Genomic DNA, 16326 nt, shown 5'->3' with positions numbered 1-16326 from the left:
CCATGACCCCATCGTGCCTGACGGACATATCTGTGCTGGGAATCGTCATCGAAGGAAGATCCATCCTCGCCCCGGGAGGGCTACTTGCTCTGAACCACTGGACTCACCCAACCCTGACACCCAGGGCGCGCCCTTCGCGCTTCGCAGCGGCACCGCCGCCGGCCCGATGTGGCGCAGACCGTGAGAACAGAGACGCCCCTGCCGCCACGCCTCGTCCTGCCGTAGATGGCAGATCGGCGCCCCGTGGCTGTCTGTGGCCCTGGCCCTGCAGTTGTCACAAGGGATTGGGTGGGCGTAGCCGGTTCGGCACAGCAACTCGCCCGTGGCAGCGTCCTCACACAGGTAGCGATCGCCTTCGTGCATCCAGCCCCACAGCCACTCGTGAAACAGCGGCTGCCCACAGTTCCGGCACGTCGCAGATCGCTGTTGCTCGGGCACTGGCGCGGCACCTGGCGCGCCCCTTTCGGTTTTGGGCCGCCCTTGACGGCCCGGATGTGGGAGCCGTCGATCACCGCCCGGAGTCTGCCGAGCAGCACCTCGTGCAGCCGCTGCCACACGCCGGCGTCGTTCCAGTCCCGCAGCCGTCGCCAGCAGGTCATTCCCGACCCGAACCCGAGTTCCTGCGGCAGGTACTCCCACGGGATCGCGGTGTAGAGCACGAACAGGATCCCGCACAACACCTTGCGGTCATCCAGCGGCTTGCGGCCCGGGCAGCGACGCCGGCGTGCAGGTCGGGGTGGCAGCAGCGGCGGGATCTCGGCCCACAGGTCGTCCGAGACGATCCACGGCGGCTGCTCACCCCTCCTCACATCCAGAGTGAACGATCATCACGTCCGAGGACACGCCCAACATCATTTCGTTAGGAGCTCTTAGTAACCGGATCTGCCGCTGCGTTCTCGCTCCTGCCGATGAGCGGTCAGGCAGATGGAGGGCCCGAGACCTGCCGGAGTCCTCCGAAACGCGATTTGTCGGCCCGGGCGAACTGACTCCAACAGCTCCTTCACCCAGCTGGTCGGGTGGCTGCGCCGACCTGGAGCGGAAGGCCAAGGTCGCGCGGAGCGCTCGCGCCCCGTGGAGACGATTGGTGCGGACTGCGACGCCAGGTAGCGTCACCAGTTCGACAGCGCCTGGCGCTGTGGCCCATGCCGAATGGTAGGACCACTCACACCAGCTCGCCGCGCTTCCTGCTCAGGTAGGCCCGCTCGGCGGAGTTCTGGGTGGCGGCGATCGCGGCGTCGTACGCCTCCTTCGCCTCGACGCTCCGGCCAAGCCTGCGGAGCAGGTTGGCGCGGGTGGCGTGCCACGCGTGGTAGCCCGTGAGCGGCAGCCGGTCGACCAGAGCGAGGGCGACGTCCGGGCCATCCAGCTCCGCGACCGCGACCGCGCGGTTGAGTGCGACGATCGGCGACGGGTCGAGCCGGGTCAGCTGGTCGTAAAGCGCGACGACCTGCGACCAGTCCGTGTCCGACGCCGTGGGGGCGTCGGTGTGGACGGCATTGATCGCGGCGAGTATTTGGTAGCGGCCGGGTCGGTTGATCGCGAGGCACTCGCGGACCAGGTCGTGGCCCTCGTCGATCAGCGCGCGGTTCCAGCCGGCGTGGTCCTGCTCATCGAGCGGCACAAGCTGCCCATTCCGCACGCGGGCCTCACGCCGGGCCTCGGTGAGCACCAGCAGCCCGAGCAGACCTGCGACCTCCGGCTCCTCGGGGAGCAGCTGACGGAGGATGCGCGCGAGCCGGATTGCCTCGCCCGTGAGCTCGGCTCGAACCGGGTCGCCATCGCCGGTGGCGAGGTAGCCCTCGTTGAAGACGAGGAACAGCACTGCCAGTACACCGCCGAGCCGCTCGGGGAGGTCGGCGGCCTCGGGCACCCGGTAGGGCACCTTCGCCGACGCGATCTTCTTCTTCGCCCGGGTGATCCGCTGCGCCATCGTGGTTTCGGGCACGAGAAACGCCTGCGCGATCTCCGGCACGGTCAGCCCACCCAGGAGCCGGAGCGTCAGCGCGATCCGCGCCTCCGGTGCGAGCGACGGGTGGCAGCAGGTGAAGAGCAGCCGCAACCGGTCGTCCTCGACCAGTCCGGTGGGCTCGTGGGGCGTGTCGTCGTAGTACATGGAGGCCGCCTGATGCTTGGCGTCGCGCTGGTTCTCCCTACGGATCCGGTCGATCGCGCGGTTGCCCGCGACGGTGGTGAGCCAGCCGCCGGGGTTGGGAGGTACGCCGGACTCCGGCCACCTCTCCAGCGCGGCTACCAATGCCTCGCCCGCCGCCTCCTCTGCGATATCGATGTCACCGAATCGGCGGGCAAGCGAAGCGATCAGGCGGCCGTACTCCTCGCGGAAGACCCGCTCGACGGCCGCCGTTCCGTCGTTCATCGATCAGTCGTCGGTCGAACCGGCTCAGGCGAGGCCGCCGAACGGACGGACCTCGACCTTGCCCCGGCACGCCTTTGACCCCTCGGCCGCCAGCGTGAGCGCCACGTCGAGGTCGGGCGCGTCGATGACCCAGAAACCCCCGAGGACCTCCTTGGTCTCAAGGTAGGGGCCGTCGGTCAAAACCGGCGTCTCACCCTGGCCGTCGACGACGGTCGCCGTCGAGGCCGGCTGAAGCCCACCCGCGAAGACCCAGTAGCCGTCACCGCGCAGCTTGTCATTAAAGGCGCCGGTCGCGGCGAACGCCTCCTCCATGTCCTCCGTTGAGCCGTAGTTGCCGAACTCGTCCATCTCGGCGGGGCCGTGCACGGCCAGCAGGTAGTGCGTCATCCCACTTCTCCTCAATTCCGGGCGGTCCCGATGACCGCCTTCCACCCCACCACGAACGGCATCCCGCCGATACGACACCCTGCCCCAGAAATCTTGCGACCGGATTCTTCAAAGCGAACCGCGCGTCGACGCCCTGCGCGAAGCACAGGACGTTCGGGTCCTCAGCCGCGTCTTCGTCCAGGGCGTACCCGACGGGACTGGCTGCGCCGGCGTCAGGGCCGGAACCCGCGCCCGACCCGTCCCGACGCTGCGTCACCACGCATCCACCCGTTGAACTGTTTTCTCGGGACCTGTCGGATCCGGACCCGCCCGTTCGTGGAGGAGGTATGAGCGGGTGGCACCGGGCGGCCCGCCGAGGACAAGGAGCCCGACATGTCCACCACCATCCAGGTCCCCACCCGCACAACCCCCAGCGCGCCGGCCCCGACCGTCCAGCGACAGCCGGTCTGGAAGTACGGCGTCACCGCGGCCGTCGTCGCCTCGGTCACCACGACCGTCCTCGCGGCGGTCGCCTCGGCCGCCGGGGTCTCGTTCGCCGACAGCACAGGCGCGAGCATCCCGCTCGCCGCGTTCGCGCAGCTGACGCTGGTCTTCTCGCTCGTCGGCGTCGGCATTGCCGCCGTCATGGCGCGCAAGGTAAGCCGGCCGCGGACCACGTTCGTGCGGACGGCGGTCGCGCTGACCGCGCTGTCCTTCGTCCCGGACCTCACGTTCGGGTTCGACGCCGACTCTGCAGCAACCTTGATCACGCTGCACACCGTCGCCGCGGCGATCGTGGTGCCGGCCCTGGCAGGGCGGCTCGCGCGCACGCGCTGACCCGGCTCGAACCGTGCCACTGCCCTTCGCCAGGTCGACGCTTCAGTCCCATCCCGCCGGTGGCGTGACGAAGTAGAAGCGCCTGCACGACGCTTTGATCAGTCCGACGGCGATGAGTTTTCGCAGTGGCCCCAGTACCCACCGATCAACCGCACGCGAGGGGCACGACATGACCGCTACCTACACCTTCGACATCTTTTCCAGCCTCGACGGATACGGTGCCGCGGGCGGCGACTGGACCGGCTACTGGGGTAGGCAAGGCCCCGAGTTGCTCGACCACCGCCTTGCCTTGTACGCCGCGGAGCAGCGGATGGTCTTCGGGGCCAACACGTATCGGGCATTCACGCGGATGCTGGCTTCGAGCACCGAGGAGTCCGAAGTGCGTGACCCATGGGTCACTCGGATGAGGAGCCTGCCGGCAACGGTGGTGTCGACGACCCTGGAAGGACACCTCGACTGGCCGAACGCGACCGTCGTGAGCGGTGACGCCGCCGACGTCGTCGCCCGGCTCAAGGAGGAGTCCGAGGTGCCGTTGCGCTCGCACGGCAGCCTGTCGTTGAACCGGGCGCTGATGGCCGCCGGCCTGGTCGACCACGTACAGGTCACGCTCTTCCCCGTCATCACCGGTCAGACCGGGCTGGAACCGATCTTCCAGGGTGCGGCCGACTTCGACCTGGAGTTGGTCGAGCACCGGACGCTCGACGACCACATCCAAGAGCTCATCTACCGACCCACCCTCCATTGATCACTTCGAGGAAGAGGTTTGGGTCAAGGCCTGTCGCTGTGGGACGTGCACATCTGGCTCCCCTCTGTGTCGACAACGCTGGGAGCCGGGTTCTAAGCTGAGTCTTGGCGGGTCCGGGAAGTGACTTCTCCGAAGAGCCGGCTTGGGGATGTGAGCTGGTCACGCTGGAGTCAGTTGTCGTTCCCCGGTGTCCTTCCGGACCCGCCGCCATGGCCGGCACGGTGTCGTTGATCATGTGTCGGTAGACGATGTCGGACAGGCGTCGTTTCAGCGCGCGCATCCTTCCATTGACGTCTTGCCGGCGGCCTTCTTTCGGTCGAAGTAGGCGCGTCCCTCGGTGGGGTTGCGGAGCCGGACTGCGGCCATGATGTGCAGTACCCAGTTGATCTTTCGGTTGCCGGCACGGGAGATCGGGTGTCGTACCTGCTCGCCGGATGATGCGTCGATCGCGTCTTCAGCCAGCTGCTGTGCCTGATTGCTGTGGCCGTTGCTCATGAGGGGCGTGGGTCATGATCCGGGCGCTTGCGGTTATTGCCACCGGGTCCTGACTGATCTCAGCGGCACGGGTGCTGCGTTCGGCGGCGACCAGGGCCAGCCGTCGACCCAGTCGTCCAGCACCACGATCCACTCCTGGTCGTACCGACCGGCCTCGTGCGGGTCGTCGACCATGAGCACTCCGTAGAGCGCGCGATCAGAGTTGGACGCCTGAGTGCGGGTGGTAGAAGTAGGCGCCCGGGTCGGGGAACGTGAACTCGGTCAGCCAGGGTTGGGTTTGTTTTCGCCCAGGGTCTAGCGATAGGTGAAGATATTTGACAGTGTGACATTCACCTGCGTGATCGCGTCATGTGGCGACACGTCCGACGTGAGGGGGCGCCGTGCGTAGACCTTCCCGAACCCGATCACTCGCCGTCGCTGGCGTGGCGATCCTGCTCGCCGTGATGGCATCTCCCGCCCAGGCACACGAGCCGTGGGACGACGGGTCCGTTCCGCCGCCCCCGCCCAGCAGCCCGGCCGACGGCTACAGCCAGAATATGCACCTGCTCTCGACCGCCGAGCACACCGGTGGCGTCAACTCCGACCTCGCCTTCTCCGGCAACCTCGTCTTCGCCGGCCACTACGGCGGCTTCCGCATCATCGACATCTCTGAGCCCGGCACACCGGTCGAACTCGCCGACGTGCACTGCAACGGCCCCCAGGGTGACGTGTCGGTCTGGGGCGACCTGCTGTTCCTGTCCGTGGACACGCCACAGAGCACGCCGGGCTGCGAGGGGTCCCGCAACGTCACCGCTTCTACCCCCGGTGCGTGGGAGGGTGTACGGGTCTTCGACGTCAGTGACCCGACCGCGCCCCAGTTCCTCCAGGCGATCCGTACCGACTGCGGGTCACACACCCACACCCTCGTGCCCCGCGAGGACGGCGGCACCTACATCTACGTCGCTTCGTACCCGCTGAGCGCCAGCAACATCGGACCGGACTGCCAAGCTCCCTTCGAGCGGATCTCGGTGATCGATGTACCGGGTGGCGACGCTGACGCTGGCCTCGCCGCGAAGGTCGTCGCCGAGCCCACCATCAAGGGGATCGACGCATTCTCCGGCGCGTCCGGCGACTTCTTCGCCTGCCACGACATCCAGGTACTGACCCCGCGCAAGCTCGCCGCCGCGGCCTGCCTGTCCCAGGGCCAGCTCTGGGACATCAGCAATCCGCTGGCGCCCCACGTGATCGCCGACATCGACACGCCGGACGTCGACATCTGGCACAGCGCGGCGTTCACCCACGACGGGAAGTACGTCACGTTCGGCGACGAGTACTTCGGGCCCGCGCAGGAGCCGTTCGGCGCGATCTGGACGTACGCCGTCGACAACCCGAGCACGCCGCTCAGTCACCTGCGTATCCCGCGCGCGGAACCAAGCACCTACCACAACTTCAACTACGTGCCGGTCGCCGGCCGCAACATCCTGGTCTCCTCCGCGTACGGCTCGGGGACCTCGGTGGTCGACCTGACCGACCCGAGGCACCCGAAGGAGATCGGTTACTACGACATGCGGTCCAACCAGTGGTCGACCTACTGGTACAACGGCCTAATCATCGCCAACGACATCTCCCGCGGCGTGGACGTGCTCCGCTATAGCGGGCTCGAGACGGCCGGGGCCCGGAAACTGCCGATGCTGAACCCGCAGACCCAGACGTTCCTGCTCCGCTGACACCGCTGCGAGAAGCGGGCGGGCGCCGATGGCGCCCGCCCGCCTTTCGTGTCCTGTGAGCGACAGCGCCCACCCCTGGCTCCGGCGGTCGGGGCGCGAGCAACAGACCTGACCGCCAAGGTGGCGGGAGGGGGGCTCGCACCAGAGGCGGCCGTGCGGATCATGAACTGGTTGCCATGCCAAGCCCGTCGGGCGAGCCGGCATTCGCCCGTCGGGTTCCACGAGCACCGACGTCAACTCCACCCTGATGAACCCGCTGGTGCCAGTTCCGAGTTTGCTGAAATGTGATGTGAGTTGGTCCGGGGCTGGTCACGCCAACGGCCTCGCGTAGCCCGACGGGTCCGCCGCAGCGTGACACCAGTTCGAGCACGGCTTTGTGCTGGACTTTCGGGCCGAGGACTCGTTCCAGGGCGAAGAACGACTCCATCGCGGCAGTCACCGCAGCTTGAACCTGTGGTGGACGGGGCGACGGTGCTGACCGTGGCGGCCTGAGCCCGGCGGCCGGCGGCGGGGTGGGGCGTGCTGATCACCAGGCGCAGGGCGCATAGTCCTTCAGGAAGCAGCCGTACAGGTCTTCGCCCTGTTCGCCGCGGACGATCGGGTCGTAGACCCGGGCCGCGCCGTCGACCAGGTCCAGCGGGGCGTGGAAGCCGGCGTCCGCCAGCCGCATCTTCGTCGGGTGGGGCCGCTCGTCGGTGATCCAGCCGGTGTCGACGCTGGTCATGAGGATGCCGTCGGCCAGCATTTCCTGGGCGCTGGTCCGGGTCAACATGTTCAGCGCGGCCTTGGCCATGTTGGTGTGCGGGTGCCCCGGCCCCTTGTAGCCGCGGGCGAACTGGCCCTCCATCGCTGACACGTTCACCACGTACTTGCGGCGGGCGGTCGCTGCGGCCATCGCCGGTCGCAGCCGGCTGACCAACACGAACGGCGCGGTCACGTTGCACAGCTGCACTTCGAGCAGTTCGACCGGGTTCACCTCGTGCACCCGCTGCACCCAGCTGTTGACGGGGTCGAGGTCCGGCACCAGACCGCCGGCGTCGATGGCGGTGGCTGCCGCGATCCGTTCCGGCGAGGCGGAGCCGCTGGTCAGCGCCAGAGCGGTGAGCGCGTGCGGGGTCATCGCCGGTTGCGGCGGGGCGGTCAGGCTGCCCGCCGGGTCGCTCCGGCCGGCCGGTTTGGCGAACGTGATCATCTCCGGCAGCGGGCCGTCCGGCAGGGCCGCCGCCTCCGCGGCGACGAGCTGCGCGTACGCCCCGGGCGTGCGGCGGACGGTCTGCGCCGCGTTGTTGATCAGGATGTCGAGGGGTCCCTGGCCACTGACCGAGTCAGCGAGCGCGATCACCTGGGCGGGGTCGCGCAGGTCGATCCCGACGATCCGCAGGCGGTGCAGCCACTCCGCGCTGTCGGGCATCGCGGCGAATCGGCGGACCGCGTCGTGCGGAAACCGCGTGGTCACCGTGGTGTGCGCGCCGTCGCGCAGCAGCCGCAGCGCGATGTACATGCCGATCTTCGCCCGGCCGCCGGTGAGCAGCGCGCGCCTGCCGGTCAGGTCGGTGCGGGCGTTCCGGCGCTCCCGGTTGAGCGCGGCGCAGGGCGGGCAGAGCTGATGGTAGAAGGCGTCGACCTCGCGGTAGCGCTGCTTGCAGACGTAGCAGCCGCGCGGGTTGTGCAGGAAGCCGGCCGTGGTACCGACGGTGGGGGAGGCGAGCGGGATGCCCTGGGTCTCGTCGTCGATCCGGCCAGGGGCGCCGGTGGCGGTGGCCGCCGTCACCGCGCGGTCGGCCGCCGCGAGGGCATCCCGCCGTTCCTCGCGTCGCCGCTGCTTGATCACCTTGTAGAGCTTCGCGGTGGCCCGTTGCACCCGCACCACGTCGGGGTGATCGGGAGGCAGGTCCTCCAATGCCTCAAAGACGCTGAGACAGGTCTCCAGTCGGCCGCGGTCAATGCCGTATTGACCGTTTTCGGTAACGTTGTCCGCCGTCATGCCGCTGCTGTCTCATCCCGTTCCCTGCGCCGGATCTACCCGGCCCACCCCAAGTCCGACCCGGAACTGTACGCACCGCACGGCCTTTGACGCATCCCGCGTCGGCTCATCCGCCCAGAGACCGTCGACGCCGACCTCGCCCGGGTCCACCGGAACTGTGCATCTCCAGCCACGCCGGGCTCGGGCGACCATGGGCAGGCCAGCCGCGCGGCCACCGGAGTCGCCACTGCTTGAGTCGATTGAAGCGGCGTTCCACGACATTGCGCTTCTTGTAGATCACCTTGTCGAAGGTCGGTGGTCGCCCGCCTGCGCTGCCCGGTGGGCGACCTGGTGGGAGCGTTCGGGCATGACGTGCCGAATCCCGCGTTGCCGCAACGCTCGTCGGGTGGAGTCGTGGGCGTAGCCCTTGTCGGCGATCAGCCGTCCGGGCGTTTGCGGGCCGGCCAGGTCCAGGCTGGTTGACGCGTCCAGCAGGGCCATCAGTTGCGGGTTGTCGCCGGCCTGACCCGCAGTGAGCAGCATCGACAACGGCCGACCGCGGCCGTCGACGGCGAGGTGGATCTTCATGCTCAACCACGACCCACCGCTACAAGATCGGCAGGACACGCCCTGGCAGCCGCACGGGCACATCGGGTCGGAGCACTCCGGGTCGCAGTCGCAGGACAGCACGAACTCAAGCATCAGGACCCCTCTTTCCGTCGTCGGCGGGCGTGGCGGAATGTCGGGCATTTGACCTGGTGCCGGGGGTCGATCGAGGCGGCGTTGCAAGAGTTGGGGCGCCGGCTCTGCGAAAAGCCGATGGATATCTGGGGCCCGATTCGAAGAAGCAAGGAATCGTGCGTCGTTCGACGTCTACTCGAGGGGTTTCAGCCTTGCGGAGTCACGCTCGCATGGCGGGTGGCGGTTCTGTCAGATGAACGTCTCTTCCCTGGTCAGTTGTGATGGCCGACGACCAGGTGGCTCACCTGGCCGGGTGCGAGATGATTTTCTGAAAGGAGCGCGGATTTGCATTTGGTGAGTCTGCGGAACCGGCAATGTTCGCACGCCGGTCCGCTCGGGTAAATGGCTGAGTCTGCTTGGTAGCAGGAGCCTTGTGAATGGGATTCATCGCTCCAGAATTTGAATCCGACCGGGGAATTGTTGCCCCGGCGGCTCTCACTTCAGGAGGTAAATCCCCATGAGTCGAATGAGATCGGGCGGACGCGGGGGCACGGTCATGCGCCGTACCATCTTCGCGTTGGCCGCCGCGGTCGTCGCCACCGGCGCGATCGGAACCCCGGCAGTGGCCGACGGCAAGCCGGTCACCCCGTCGGCCCAGCCGACCGAGGCCGTGCCGGGCGGCTTCTCCAGCTGGCGTGAGCTGTTCTCCGTGCAGGAGCGGCTCAACTCGGCCGCCGACGAGATCATGGCCGCCCGCGGCGACGGCTTCGCCGGCGTGGTCGCCGCGCCGGAAGACCGCAAGCTCACCGTCTACTGGAAGGGGCAGGTGCCCGGATCCGTCCGTGACCTGGCCAAGCGGCTCGCCGTACCGGTCAAGTTCAAGCCGGCCCGGTTCCACCAGCGGGAGATGGTCGCCGAGGCGCAGCGGCTCGCCGCGGATCCGCGTGCGGTCTCGGTGGCCGCCAAGGTCGACGGCAGTGGGCTCGCGGTGACCGTCACCGGCAGGGCGCCGGTGGCGGGTAAGCAGGACGTCCTGCGTACCGCGCGGCTGCCGCTCAGCCTGAGCACCGCATCGCGCCCGACGCTGCTGAATCGCCAGAACGACTTCGCCCCGTACTGGGGTGGTGCGCGGTACTACGCCAGTGGTGGGTGCAGCACCGGCTTCGGGGTGTACTGGAACGACGCCCGCCAGATCCTCAGCGCCGGGCACTGCGGGTCGAACGGTCAGGTCGCGTACGACGGTGGTGGCCCCACCAACACCATGGGGCCGATCATCAACGACAACAACCCGCGGGACACCCTGATGATCAGGGTCGCGGCCGGCGGCCGGATCTACACCGGACCGTACAACGCTGCCACCAGCATCGGGGTTGGCGGGGCGGCATCGGACTACGTCGGCAACTACCTCTGCACCGGCGGCGCCTCAAGTGGTGAGCACTGCAGCATCCGGGTCAGCGTCGTCAACCAGTTCATCAACGTCGGCTACGTGATCGGGCCCGTGACGCAGGCCAACCACGTCACCGCCGGGGCCTGCGCCGCCGCCCCGGGCGACAGCGGCGGACCGGTGTACTCGTACCGTTCCGATGGGCGGGTCGACGCTCGTGGCACCATCTCCGCCGGGGTGACCGGCACGGCGGTCTGCCCCGGCGTCGTCGCCAACGGCTCCAGCACCGTCTGGTACGCCCCGCTGCTGCGGCCGGTGGGTGACGCGCAGATCGGGTCGCTCACCTACCACGGCGCCTCGCTCATCCAGGGCTGACGCGTATCCGGCGCCCAGCCGCAACGGGTCGGCGCCAAGCAGTGATCGAAGTAGCGTGGGCCGGTCCGTACGGGCCGGCCCACACCGCTGACGGCTGCCCCGCACTGGCGCGACGACCACGCCGCGCACGGGCTGGACCCGATCGCCGACACCCCGCAGGCCCGCTGGGTGACCGGCCCGGCGGACCTGGCGGTGTCCCGGGTGCTGCCTGGTGGGTCAGGGCCTGGTTCAGTCCGGCTCGAGTGGTTCCCCCCGTGATCACTAGAGCCAGACTTTCTGCGCATCTTCCTTTGGTTCCTGCCGGTTCCTGCCACCGTGGCGCCGGTCGGGGCGGCTGGGTGGTATCGACGACCTCCCGTCCGAATGGCCAGAACGCGGCGCGTCGGCGACGGCGACGGCGGCTTGGGCGGGGATGCCACCGACCGCGTTGCCGTAGGCCGGGCCGGCCTCGCCGCTGCCGTGCGACGACGCTCATGATGACGAGCCAGCGGTCGTGCCGGAGGTGGTCCTCCCGGATGCCGAGGATTATCGTGGGGCCGGACAGTGGGGGTGGACGTGACGACGGGTTCGGCGACGGCCCGGCGGCCGGTGAGCTTCAGCACCGTGGGCCTCCCGGAGGCCCAGAGGATCGGGCTGTGGGAGGACCACAACGCGCAGGCATTGATCGGCCTACGGTGTCACACGCTGGGCGAGGCGCCGTTTGACGGGATTGAGCTCAACCTTCAGCTCGAGCAGATGCACCTGGCCCGCGTCCGCGGCAACGCGCACGTCGTTGAACGGCCGGCCGAAATGATCCGCAAGCATCCGGCGGACGCGGTCGCGATCTACCTGACGCTCCTCGGGGAGGCGTTCTTCTACCACAACGACGGCGTGCTCACCCTGCGACCGGGACAGGCCCTGATCTGCGACGCAGATCGCCCGTTCATGCGCGGCTTCTCGCGTGGCCTGGAGGAGCTCGCGATCAAGGTGCCGCGCCCACTTTTTCGGGAGCTGACCGGCCTCGGCTCGCTCAGCACCCCGCTGGTGCGCGACTTCGCCGGGGGGGATGTGCCTGCCCGGACATTCGCGAGGCTCATCGACCGCGCCCTGCGTCCCGAAGGAGGCGAGCCCGTCGATGAACGAATCGCGCTCGACCTGCTCGCGAGCATGGCGGGCAGCCGTCCGGTTCACCTCGGCACGGTGCATCTGGCCAACGCGCGTACCTTCATCGAGGATCACCTGACCGACGCCGGCCTTACTGCTGCCCAGGTCGCGGCCGGGATCGGTATCAGCGAGCGCCACCTGTCCCGGGCGTTCGCCGCCGCCGGCACCACTGTTCCGCAGTTCGTGCTGGCGCGTCGGCTGGAACGTGCTCGTGCGCTGCTTGCGTCCTCGCCGCAGCTTCCGGTCGGTGAGGTCGCGGCCCGCTGCGGCTTCGGGTCGGCCACCCACTTCTCGCAGGCGTTCCGGGCGCGTTTCGGCATGCGCGCCACGGACCTGCGTCGGCAGGCCCGGGCGGGCCGGCTCGGTTAGTTCTCGAATTCCGCCACAGCTTCGTCTTTCCGCCGTGTTACGGCCTCATCCCTTGCTGCGGCTGCGGAGCACCGCCGCACACTGGTCGAGCGAGTGGCCAGGACCACACGCCGAGCAGTGGAGTGGGGGATCTGATGGCAGTGTTCAGCGACGGGATGGCCGAGACGCCGCTACCTCAGGGATCGATGGTGACGACCGACGTCGTCGTCATCGGCTCGGGCCCGGCGGGAGCGGGCGCGGCCCTGTTCCTGTCCACCCTGGGAATCCCGAACATCATGATCACGAAGTACCGCTGGACGGCCAACACGCCGCGGGCGCACATCACGAACCAGCGCGCGATGGAGGTCTTCCGGGACCTGGGCATCGAGGACCAGGTGCTCGCCGACGCCACTCCGCACGAGCTGATGGGCGACACCGTCTTCTGCACCTCGATCGCCGGGGAGGAGATCGGACGGATCCTCACCTGGGGTACCCATCCCGCCCGGCGGGCCGACTACCAGCTCGCGTCACCGTGCCTGCCGGTCGACATTCCCCAGACCTACCTGGAGCCGATCCTGGTGCGCAACGCCGTGGTGCGGGGTACCCAGGCCCGGTTCTCCACCGAGTACCTGGGACACCGGCAGGACGCCGATGGGGTCCACGTCCAGGTTCGAGACCGCCTCACCGGCGAGGAGTACACGATCCGGGCCAAGTACCTCATCGGCGCCGACGGCGCCCGGTCCAAGGTCGCCGCCGACCTCGACCTTCCGATGGAGGGTGCGATGGACGTCGCCGGCTCGATGAACATCACCTTCAAGGCCGACATCTCGGCGCACTGCGGGCACCGGCCGTCGGTGCTCTACTGGGTGATCCAGCCCGGTTCGAACGTCGGCGGAATCGGGGCCGGGCTGGTGCGGATGGTGCGGCCGTGGAACGAGTGGCTCGTCGTCTGGGGCTACGACATCAGCCAACCCCCACCGGTCGTCGACGAGGCCGCCGCCGTCCAGATCGTGCGCAACCTGCTGGGGTTGCCGGACATCGAGGTGGAGATCACCGGTACGTCGTTGTGGGGCAACAACGAGATGTACGCGACGCACCTGCAAGCCGGGCGGGTGTTCTGTGTCGGGGACGCGGTCCACCGCCACCCGCCGAGCAACGGGCTGGGGTCGAACACCTCGATCCAGGACTCCTACAACCTCGCGTGGAAGCTGGCAGCCGTCCTCCGTGGGCAGGCCGCGCCGTCGCTGCTGGAGACCTACTCCGTGGAACGGGCGCCGGTGGCCAAGCAGATCGTCCAGCGCGCGAACAGGTCCAGCCGGGAATTCGTCCAGTTCTTCGAGGTACTGGGTCTGCTGGACGCCAAGGACGAGGCCGAGATGGCCGCGCGCATCGAGGAGCGCAAAGCCAACACCCCCGAGGGGGCGGCCAAGCGGGCCGCGCTGGTGTCGGCCATGGAGCTGAAGCACTACGAGTTCAACGCCCACGGTGTCGAGCTGGGGCAGTTCTACGAGTCGGACGCGGTGGTCTCCGACGCCACCCGCCGGCCAGAACCGCGCCGGGACCCGGAGCTGTACTACGAGCCGTCCACGGTTGCGGGGTCCCGGCTGCCGCACGCCTGGGTGGGCGATGCCCGGCGCAAGGTATCCACGCTCGACCTGGCGCCGATGACCCGGTTCACATTGTTCACCGGCATCGCGGGGGAGCCGTGGGTGGCGGCCGCCGAGAAGGTCGGCCAGGAACTCGGCGTGCCGCTGGAGGCCGTGGTGATCGGCCCCGGGCGTGCGGTGACCGACCTGTACTACGACTGGGCGCGGTTGCGGGAGGTCGAGGAGGACGGCGTGCTGCTGGTGCGCCCGGACAAGCACATCGGCTGGCGGTCGATGCGGCTGCCCGCCGACCCGGAGCGGGCCCTGCACGAGGCGATGTCGGCGATCCTCGGCCGGGGTGATGCGGCGTGAGAGCCAGCTTCACGCACGAGACGCTGCCACAGCGGGTGGTGTTCGCGTCGTACGAGGCGGCGGGTCACGTGGCCGACGAGGTGGCTCGGCTCGGCGCCGTCCGCCCGATGGTGATCGCCGCGGAGTCCGACAGTGCGCTGGCTGACCCGTTGGTGGCCGCCCTGCCGGCCGCGGTGCGCCATACCGAGGTGGCGATGCACGTGCCCATCGACGTTGCCGAGCGGGCCCGCACGGCCGCCGAGAAGCACGACGTCGACGTCCTCGTCAGCATCGGCGGCGGCTCCACCACCGGCCTGGCCAAGGCGGTGGCGCTGACCACCGGGCTGCCCATCGTCGCCGTCCCGACCACGTACGCGGGCTCGGAGGCCACCAATGTCTGGGGGCTGACCGAGGGCGGCCGCAAGACCACCGGCGTCGACGCCCGCGTGCTGCCGCGGTCCGTCGTCTACGACGCCAGCCTGATGCTGTCCCTGCCGGTGCCGCTGAGCGTCGCGTCCGGGTTGAACGCGCTGGCGCACTGCGTCGATTCGATGTGGGCACCACGGGTCGACCCGATCGACCAGGCGCTCGCGCTGGAGGGCATCCGCGCCCTTCGCCAGGGACTCCCCGAGGTCGTGCGCGATCCCCAGGGCATCGCGGGGCGCGAGCAGACGCTGTACGGGGCCTACCTGGCCGCGGTGGCGTTCGCCTCGGCCGGCTCCGGGCTGCACCACAAGATCTGCCACGTGCTCGGTGGGATGTACAACCTCCCGCACGCGCAGACCCATGCCGTGGTACTGCCGTACGTCCTCGCGCTCAACGCACCTTCGGTGCCGGACAGCGAGCAGCGGATGGCGGCGGCCTTCGGCGGGACGTCCGCCCTGGACGGTTTGCAGCGCCTGCGGGAGCAGGTGGCGGCACCTCGCGCCCTGCGGGACTACGGGCTGCGCGAGACCGACATCCCGGCTGCCGTCGACGCCGTCCTGGCGGCCGTGCCGCCGAACAACCCGACGCCGGTCACCCGCGAGAACCTCGAGGATTTGCTACGCCGAGCCTGGGACGGAGGGGAGCCACGATGAGCAGGGCGCAGCACGACCGCGAGTCACAGCTTGTCGAACGCGTGGTCGCGTCGTTCGACGACACGCCGGATGAGCGGCTCAAGGAGCTGATGCAGGCGCTCACCCGGCATTTGCACGCCTTTCTGCGGGAGGTGCGGCTGACCGAGCAGGAGTGGCAGCGCGCCATCGAGTTCCTCACCACCGCCGGGCACATCACCGACGACCGGCGTCAGGAGTTCATCCTGCTCTCCGACGTCCTGGGCGCCTCGATGCAGACCATCACCGTCAACAACGAGGCGTACCGCGACGCCACCGAGGCGACGGTGTTCGGCCCGTTCTTCGTCGAAGGCTCACCGGAGATCGAGCTCGGCGGTGACATCGCGGCCGGAGCGTCCGGGCAACCGTGCTGGGTCGAGGGCACGGTCACCGACACGGACGGCAAGCCGGTGCCGCATGCACGGATCGAGGTCTGGGAGGCCGACGAGGACGGCTTCTACGACGTCCAGTACGGCGACGACCGGGTCTGCGCCCGTGGCCACCTGTACAGCGACGCGGACGGGAACTACCGCTTCTGGGCGGTCACGCCGACGCCGTACCCGATCCCGCACGACGGCCCGGTCGGCCGGCTGCTGGCCGCCACCGGACGGTCCCCGATGCGGGCCTCACACCTGCATTTCATGATCCAGGGGGAGGGACTCAGGACCCTGGTGACGCACATCTTCGTCCGCGGGGACGAGCTGCTGGACCGCGACAGCGTCTTCGGAGTACGGGACTCGCTGGTCAAGGATTTCGAGCCCCAGCCGGCCGGCACCCCCACCCCGGACGGCCGCGACCTGGGAGACCGCGCGTGGTCACGGGTGCGGTTCGGCATCGTCCTGGCCCCTGCGGCCTCGGCTCGCGAGGAGGGCTGACCC

The 16326-nt window shown here is 69.1% G+C and carries 13 protein-coding genes and 2 pseudogenes; 8 read left to right on the top strand and 7 right to left on the bottom strand.

What is annotated here, in order from left to right; all coding sequences use genetic code 11:
• Positions 1 to 473: 473 nt before the first annotated feature.
• The 3 genes and pseudogenes from KBX37_RS34725 to KBX37_RS23300 all read right to left on the bottom strand — a co-directional run.
• Positions 474 to 809: pseudogene (locus KBX37_RS34725) on the bottom strand (transposase); the annotation flags it as partial.
• A gap of 353 nt (positions 810 to 1162) precedes the next feature.
• Positions 1163 to 2374 carry an RNA polymerase sigma factor gene (locus KBX37_RS23305; protein WP_210778042.1) on the bottom strand — a complete coding sequence of 404 codons (1212 nt, stop codon included), beginning with the start codon at positions 2372 to 2374 and terminating at the stop codon, positions 1163 to 1165.
• Positions 2375 to 2398: 24 nt separating this feature from the next.
• Positions 2399 to 2761 carry a YciI family protein gene (locus KBX37_RS23300; protein ID WP_210778041.1) on the bottom strand — a complete coding sequence of 121 codons (363 nt, stop codon included), beginning with the start codon at positions 2759 to 2761 and terminating at the stop codon, positions 2399 to 2401.
• A 372-nt stretch (positions 2762 to 3133) separates the two neighbouring features.
• Between KBX37_RS23300 and KBX37_RS23295 the strand changes: the two genes are divergently transcribed.
• Entirely contained in the window at positions 3134 to 3577 is a 444-nt protein-coding gene (locus tag KBX37_RS23295) for a DUF6069 family protein (protein ID WP_210778040.1), read from the top strand.
• A gap of 169 nt (positions 3578 to 3746) precedes the next feature.
• Positions 3747 to 4322 carry a dihydrofolate reductase family protein gene (locus KBX37_RS23290; protein WP_210778039.1) on the top strand — a complete coding sequence of 192 codons (576 nt, stop codon included), beginning with the start codon at positions 3747 to 3749 and terminating at the stop codon, positions 4320 to 4322.
• Positions 4323 to 4589: 267 nt separating this feature from the next.
• On the opposite strand, the gene KBX37_RS36035 is transcribed toward KBX37_RS23290, so the two are convergent.
• Together KBX37_RS36035 and KBX37_RS23280 are read right to left on the bottom strand one after the other, a co-directional pair.
• Positions 4590 to 4709 carry a hypothetical protein gene (locus KBX37_RS36035; RefSeq protein WP_374103814.1) on the bottom strand — a complete coding sequence of 40 codons (120 nt, stop codon included), beginning with the start codon at positions 4707 to 4709 and terminating at the stop codon, positions 4590 to 4592.
• A 192-nt stretch (positions 4710 to 4901) separates the two neighbouring features.
• Positions 4902 to 5076 (bottom strand): annotated as a pseudogene (locus tag KBX37_RS23280) (multicopper oxidase family protein); the annotation flags it as partial.
• A 184-nt stretch (positions 5077 to 5260) separates the two neighbouring features.
• On the opposite strand from KBX37_RS23280, the gene KBX37_RS23275 reads away from it, so the two are divergent.
• On the top strand, positions 5261 to 6523 hold the full coding sequence (locus KBX37_RS23275; protein ID WP_247658741.1) for an LVIVD repeat-containing protein: 1263 nt from the start codon (positions 5261 to 5263) through the stop codon (positions 6521 to 6523).
• 526 nt (positions 6524 to 7049) lie between these two features.
• Here KBX37_RS23275 and KBX37_RS23270 read toward each other — a convergent pair.
• Both KBX37_RS23270 and KBX37_RS23265 read right to left on the bottom strand, forming a co-directional pair.
• A complete protein-coding gene (locus tag KBX37_RS23270; protein ID WP_210778036.1) occupies positions 7050 to 8507 on the bottom strand; it encodes an SDR family oxidoreductase in 1458 nt (485 codons plus the stop codon).
• A gap of 276 nt (positions 8508 to 8783) precedes the next feature.
• Positions 8784 to 9188 carry a transposase gene (locus KBX37_RS23265; RefSeq protein WP_247658736.1) on the bottom strand — a complete coding sequence of 135 codons (405 nt, stop codon included), beginning with the start codon at positions 9186 to 9188 and terminating at the stop codon, positions 8784 to 8786.
• 535 nt (positions 9189 to 9723) lie between these two features.
• Between KBX37_RS23265 and KBX37_RS23260 the strand changes: the two genes are divergently transcribed.
• The 5 genes from KBX37_RS23260 (at position 9724) to KBX37_RS23240 (ending at position 16323) form a co-directional block, all read left to right on the top strand.
• Entirely contained in the window at positions 9724 to 10926 is a 1203-nt protein-coding gene (locus KBX37_RS23260) for a S1 family peptidase (protein WP_210778035.1), read from the top strand.
• Between the two features lie 549 nt (positions 10927 to 11475).
• A complete protein-coding gene (locus KBX37_RS23255) occupies positions 11476 to 12438 on the top strand; it encodes an AraC family transcriptional regulator (protein ID WP_210778034.1) in 963 nt (320 codons plus the stop codon).
• 185 nt (positions 12439 to 12623) lie between these two features.
• Positions 12624 to 14375 (top strand): FAD-dependent monooxygenase, encoded by a 1752-nt coding sequence (locus tag KBX37_RS23250; protein ID WP_210778045.1) that lies wholly within the window; start codon positions 12624 to 12626, stop codon positions 14373 to 14375.
• Positions 14372 to 15433: a maleylacetate reductase gene (locus tag KBX37_RS23245; RefSeq protein ID WP_210778033.1), complete on the top strand. Its 1062-nt coding sequence runs from the start codon at positions 14372 to 14374 to the stop codon at positions 15431 to 15433. The genes KBX37_RS23250 and KBX37_RS23245 overlap by 4 nt, the downstream gene beginning before the upstream one ends.
• Positions 15430 to 16323 carry a dioxygenase gene (locus KBX37_RS23240; RefSeq protein WP_210778032.1) on the top strand — a complete coding sequence of 298 codons (894 nt, stop codon included), beginning with the start codon at positions 15430 to 15432 and terminating at the stop codon, positions 16321 to 16323. Before KBX37_RS23245 ends, KBX37_RS23240 begins: the two co-directional genes overlap by 4 nt.
• Positions 16324 to 16326: the final 3 nt, after the last annotated feature.

Origin of the sequence: Micromonospora sp. U56, assembly GCF_018070095.1 — a bacterium.
Lineage (GTDB): Bacteria > Actinomycetota > Actinomycetes > Mycobacteriales > Micromonosporaceae > Micromonospora > Micromonospora purpureochromogenes.
Note: the sequence above shows the minus strand (reverse complement) of the source record. Positions and strands in the feature narration are given on the sequence as shown.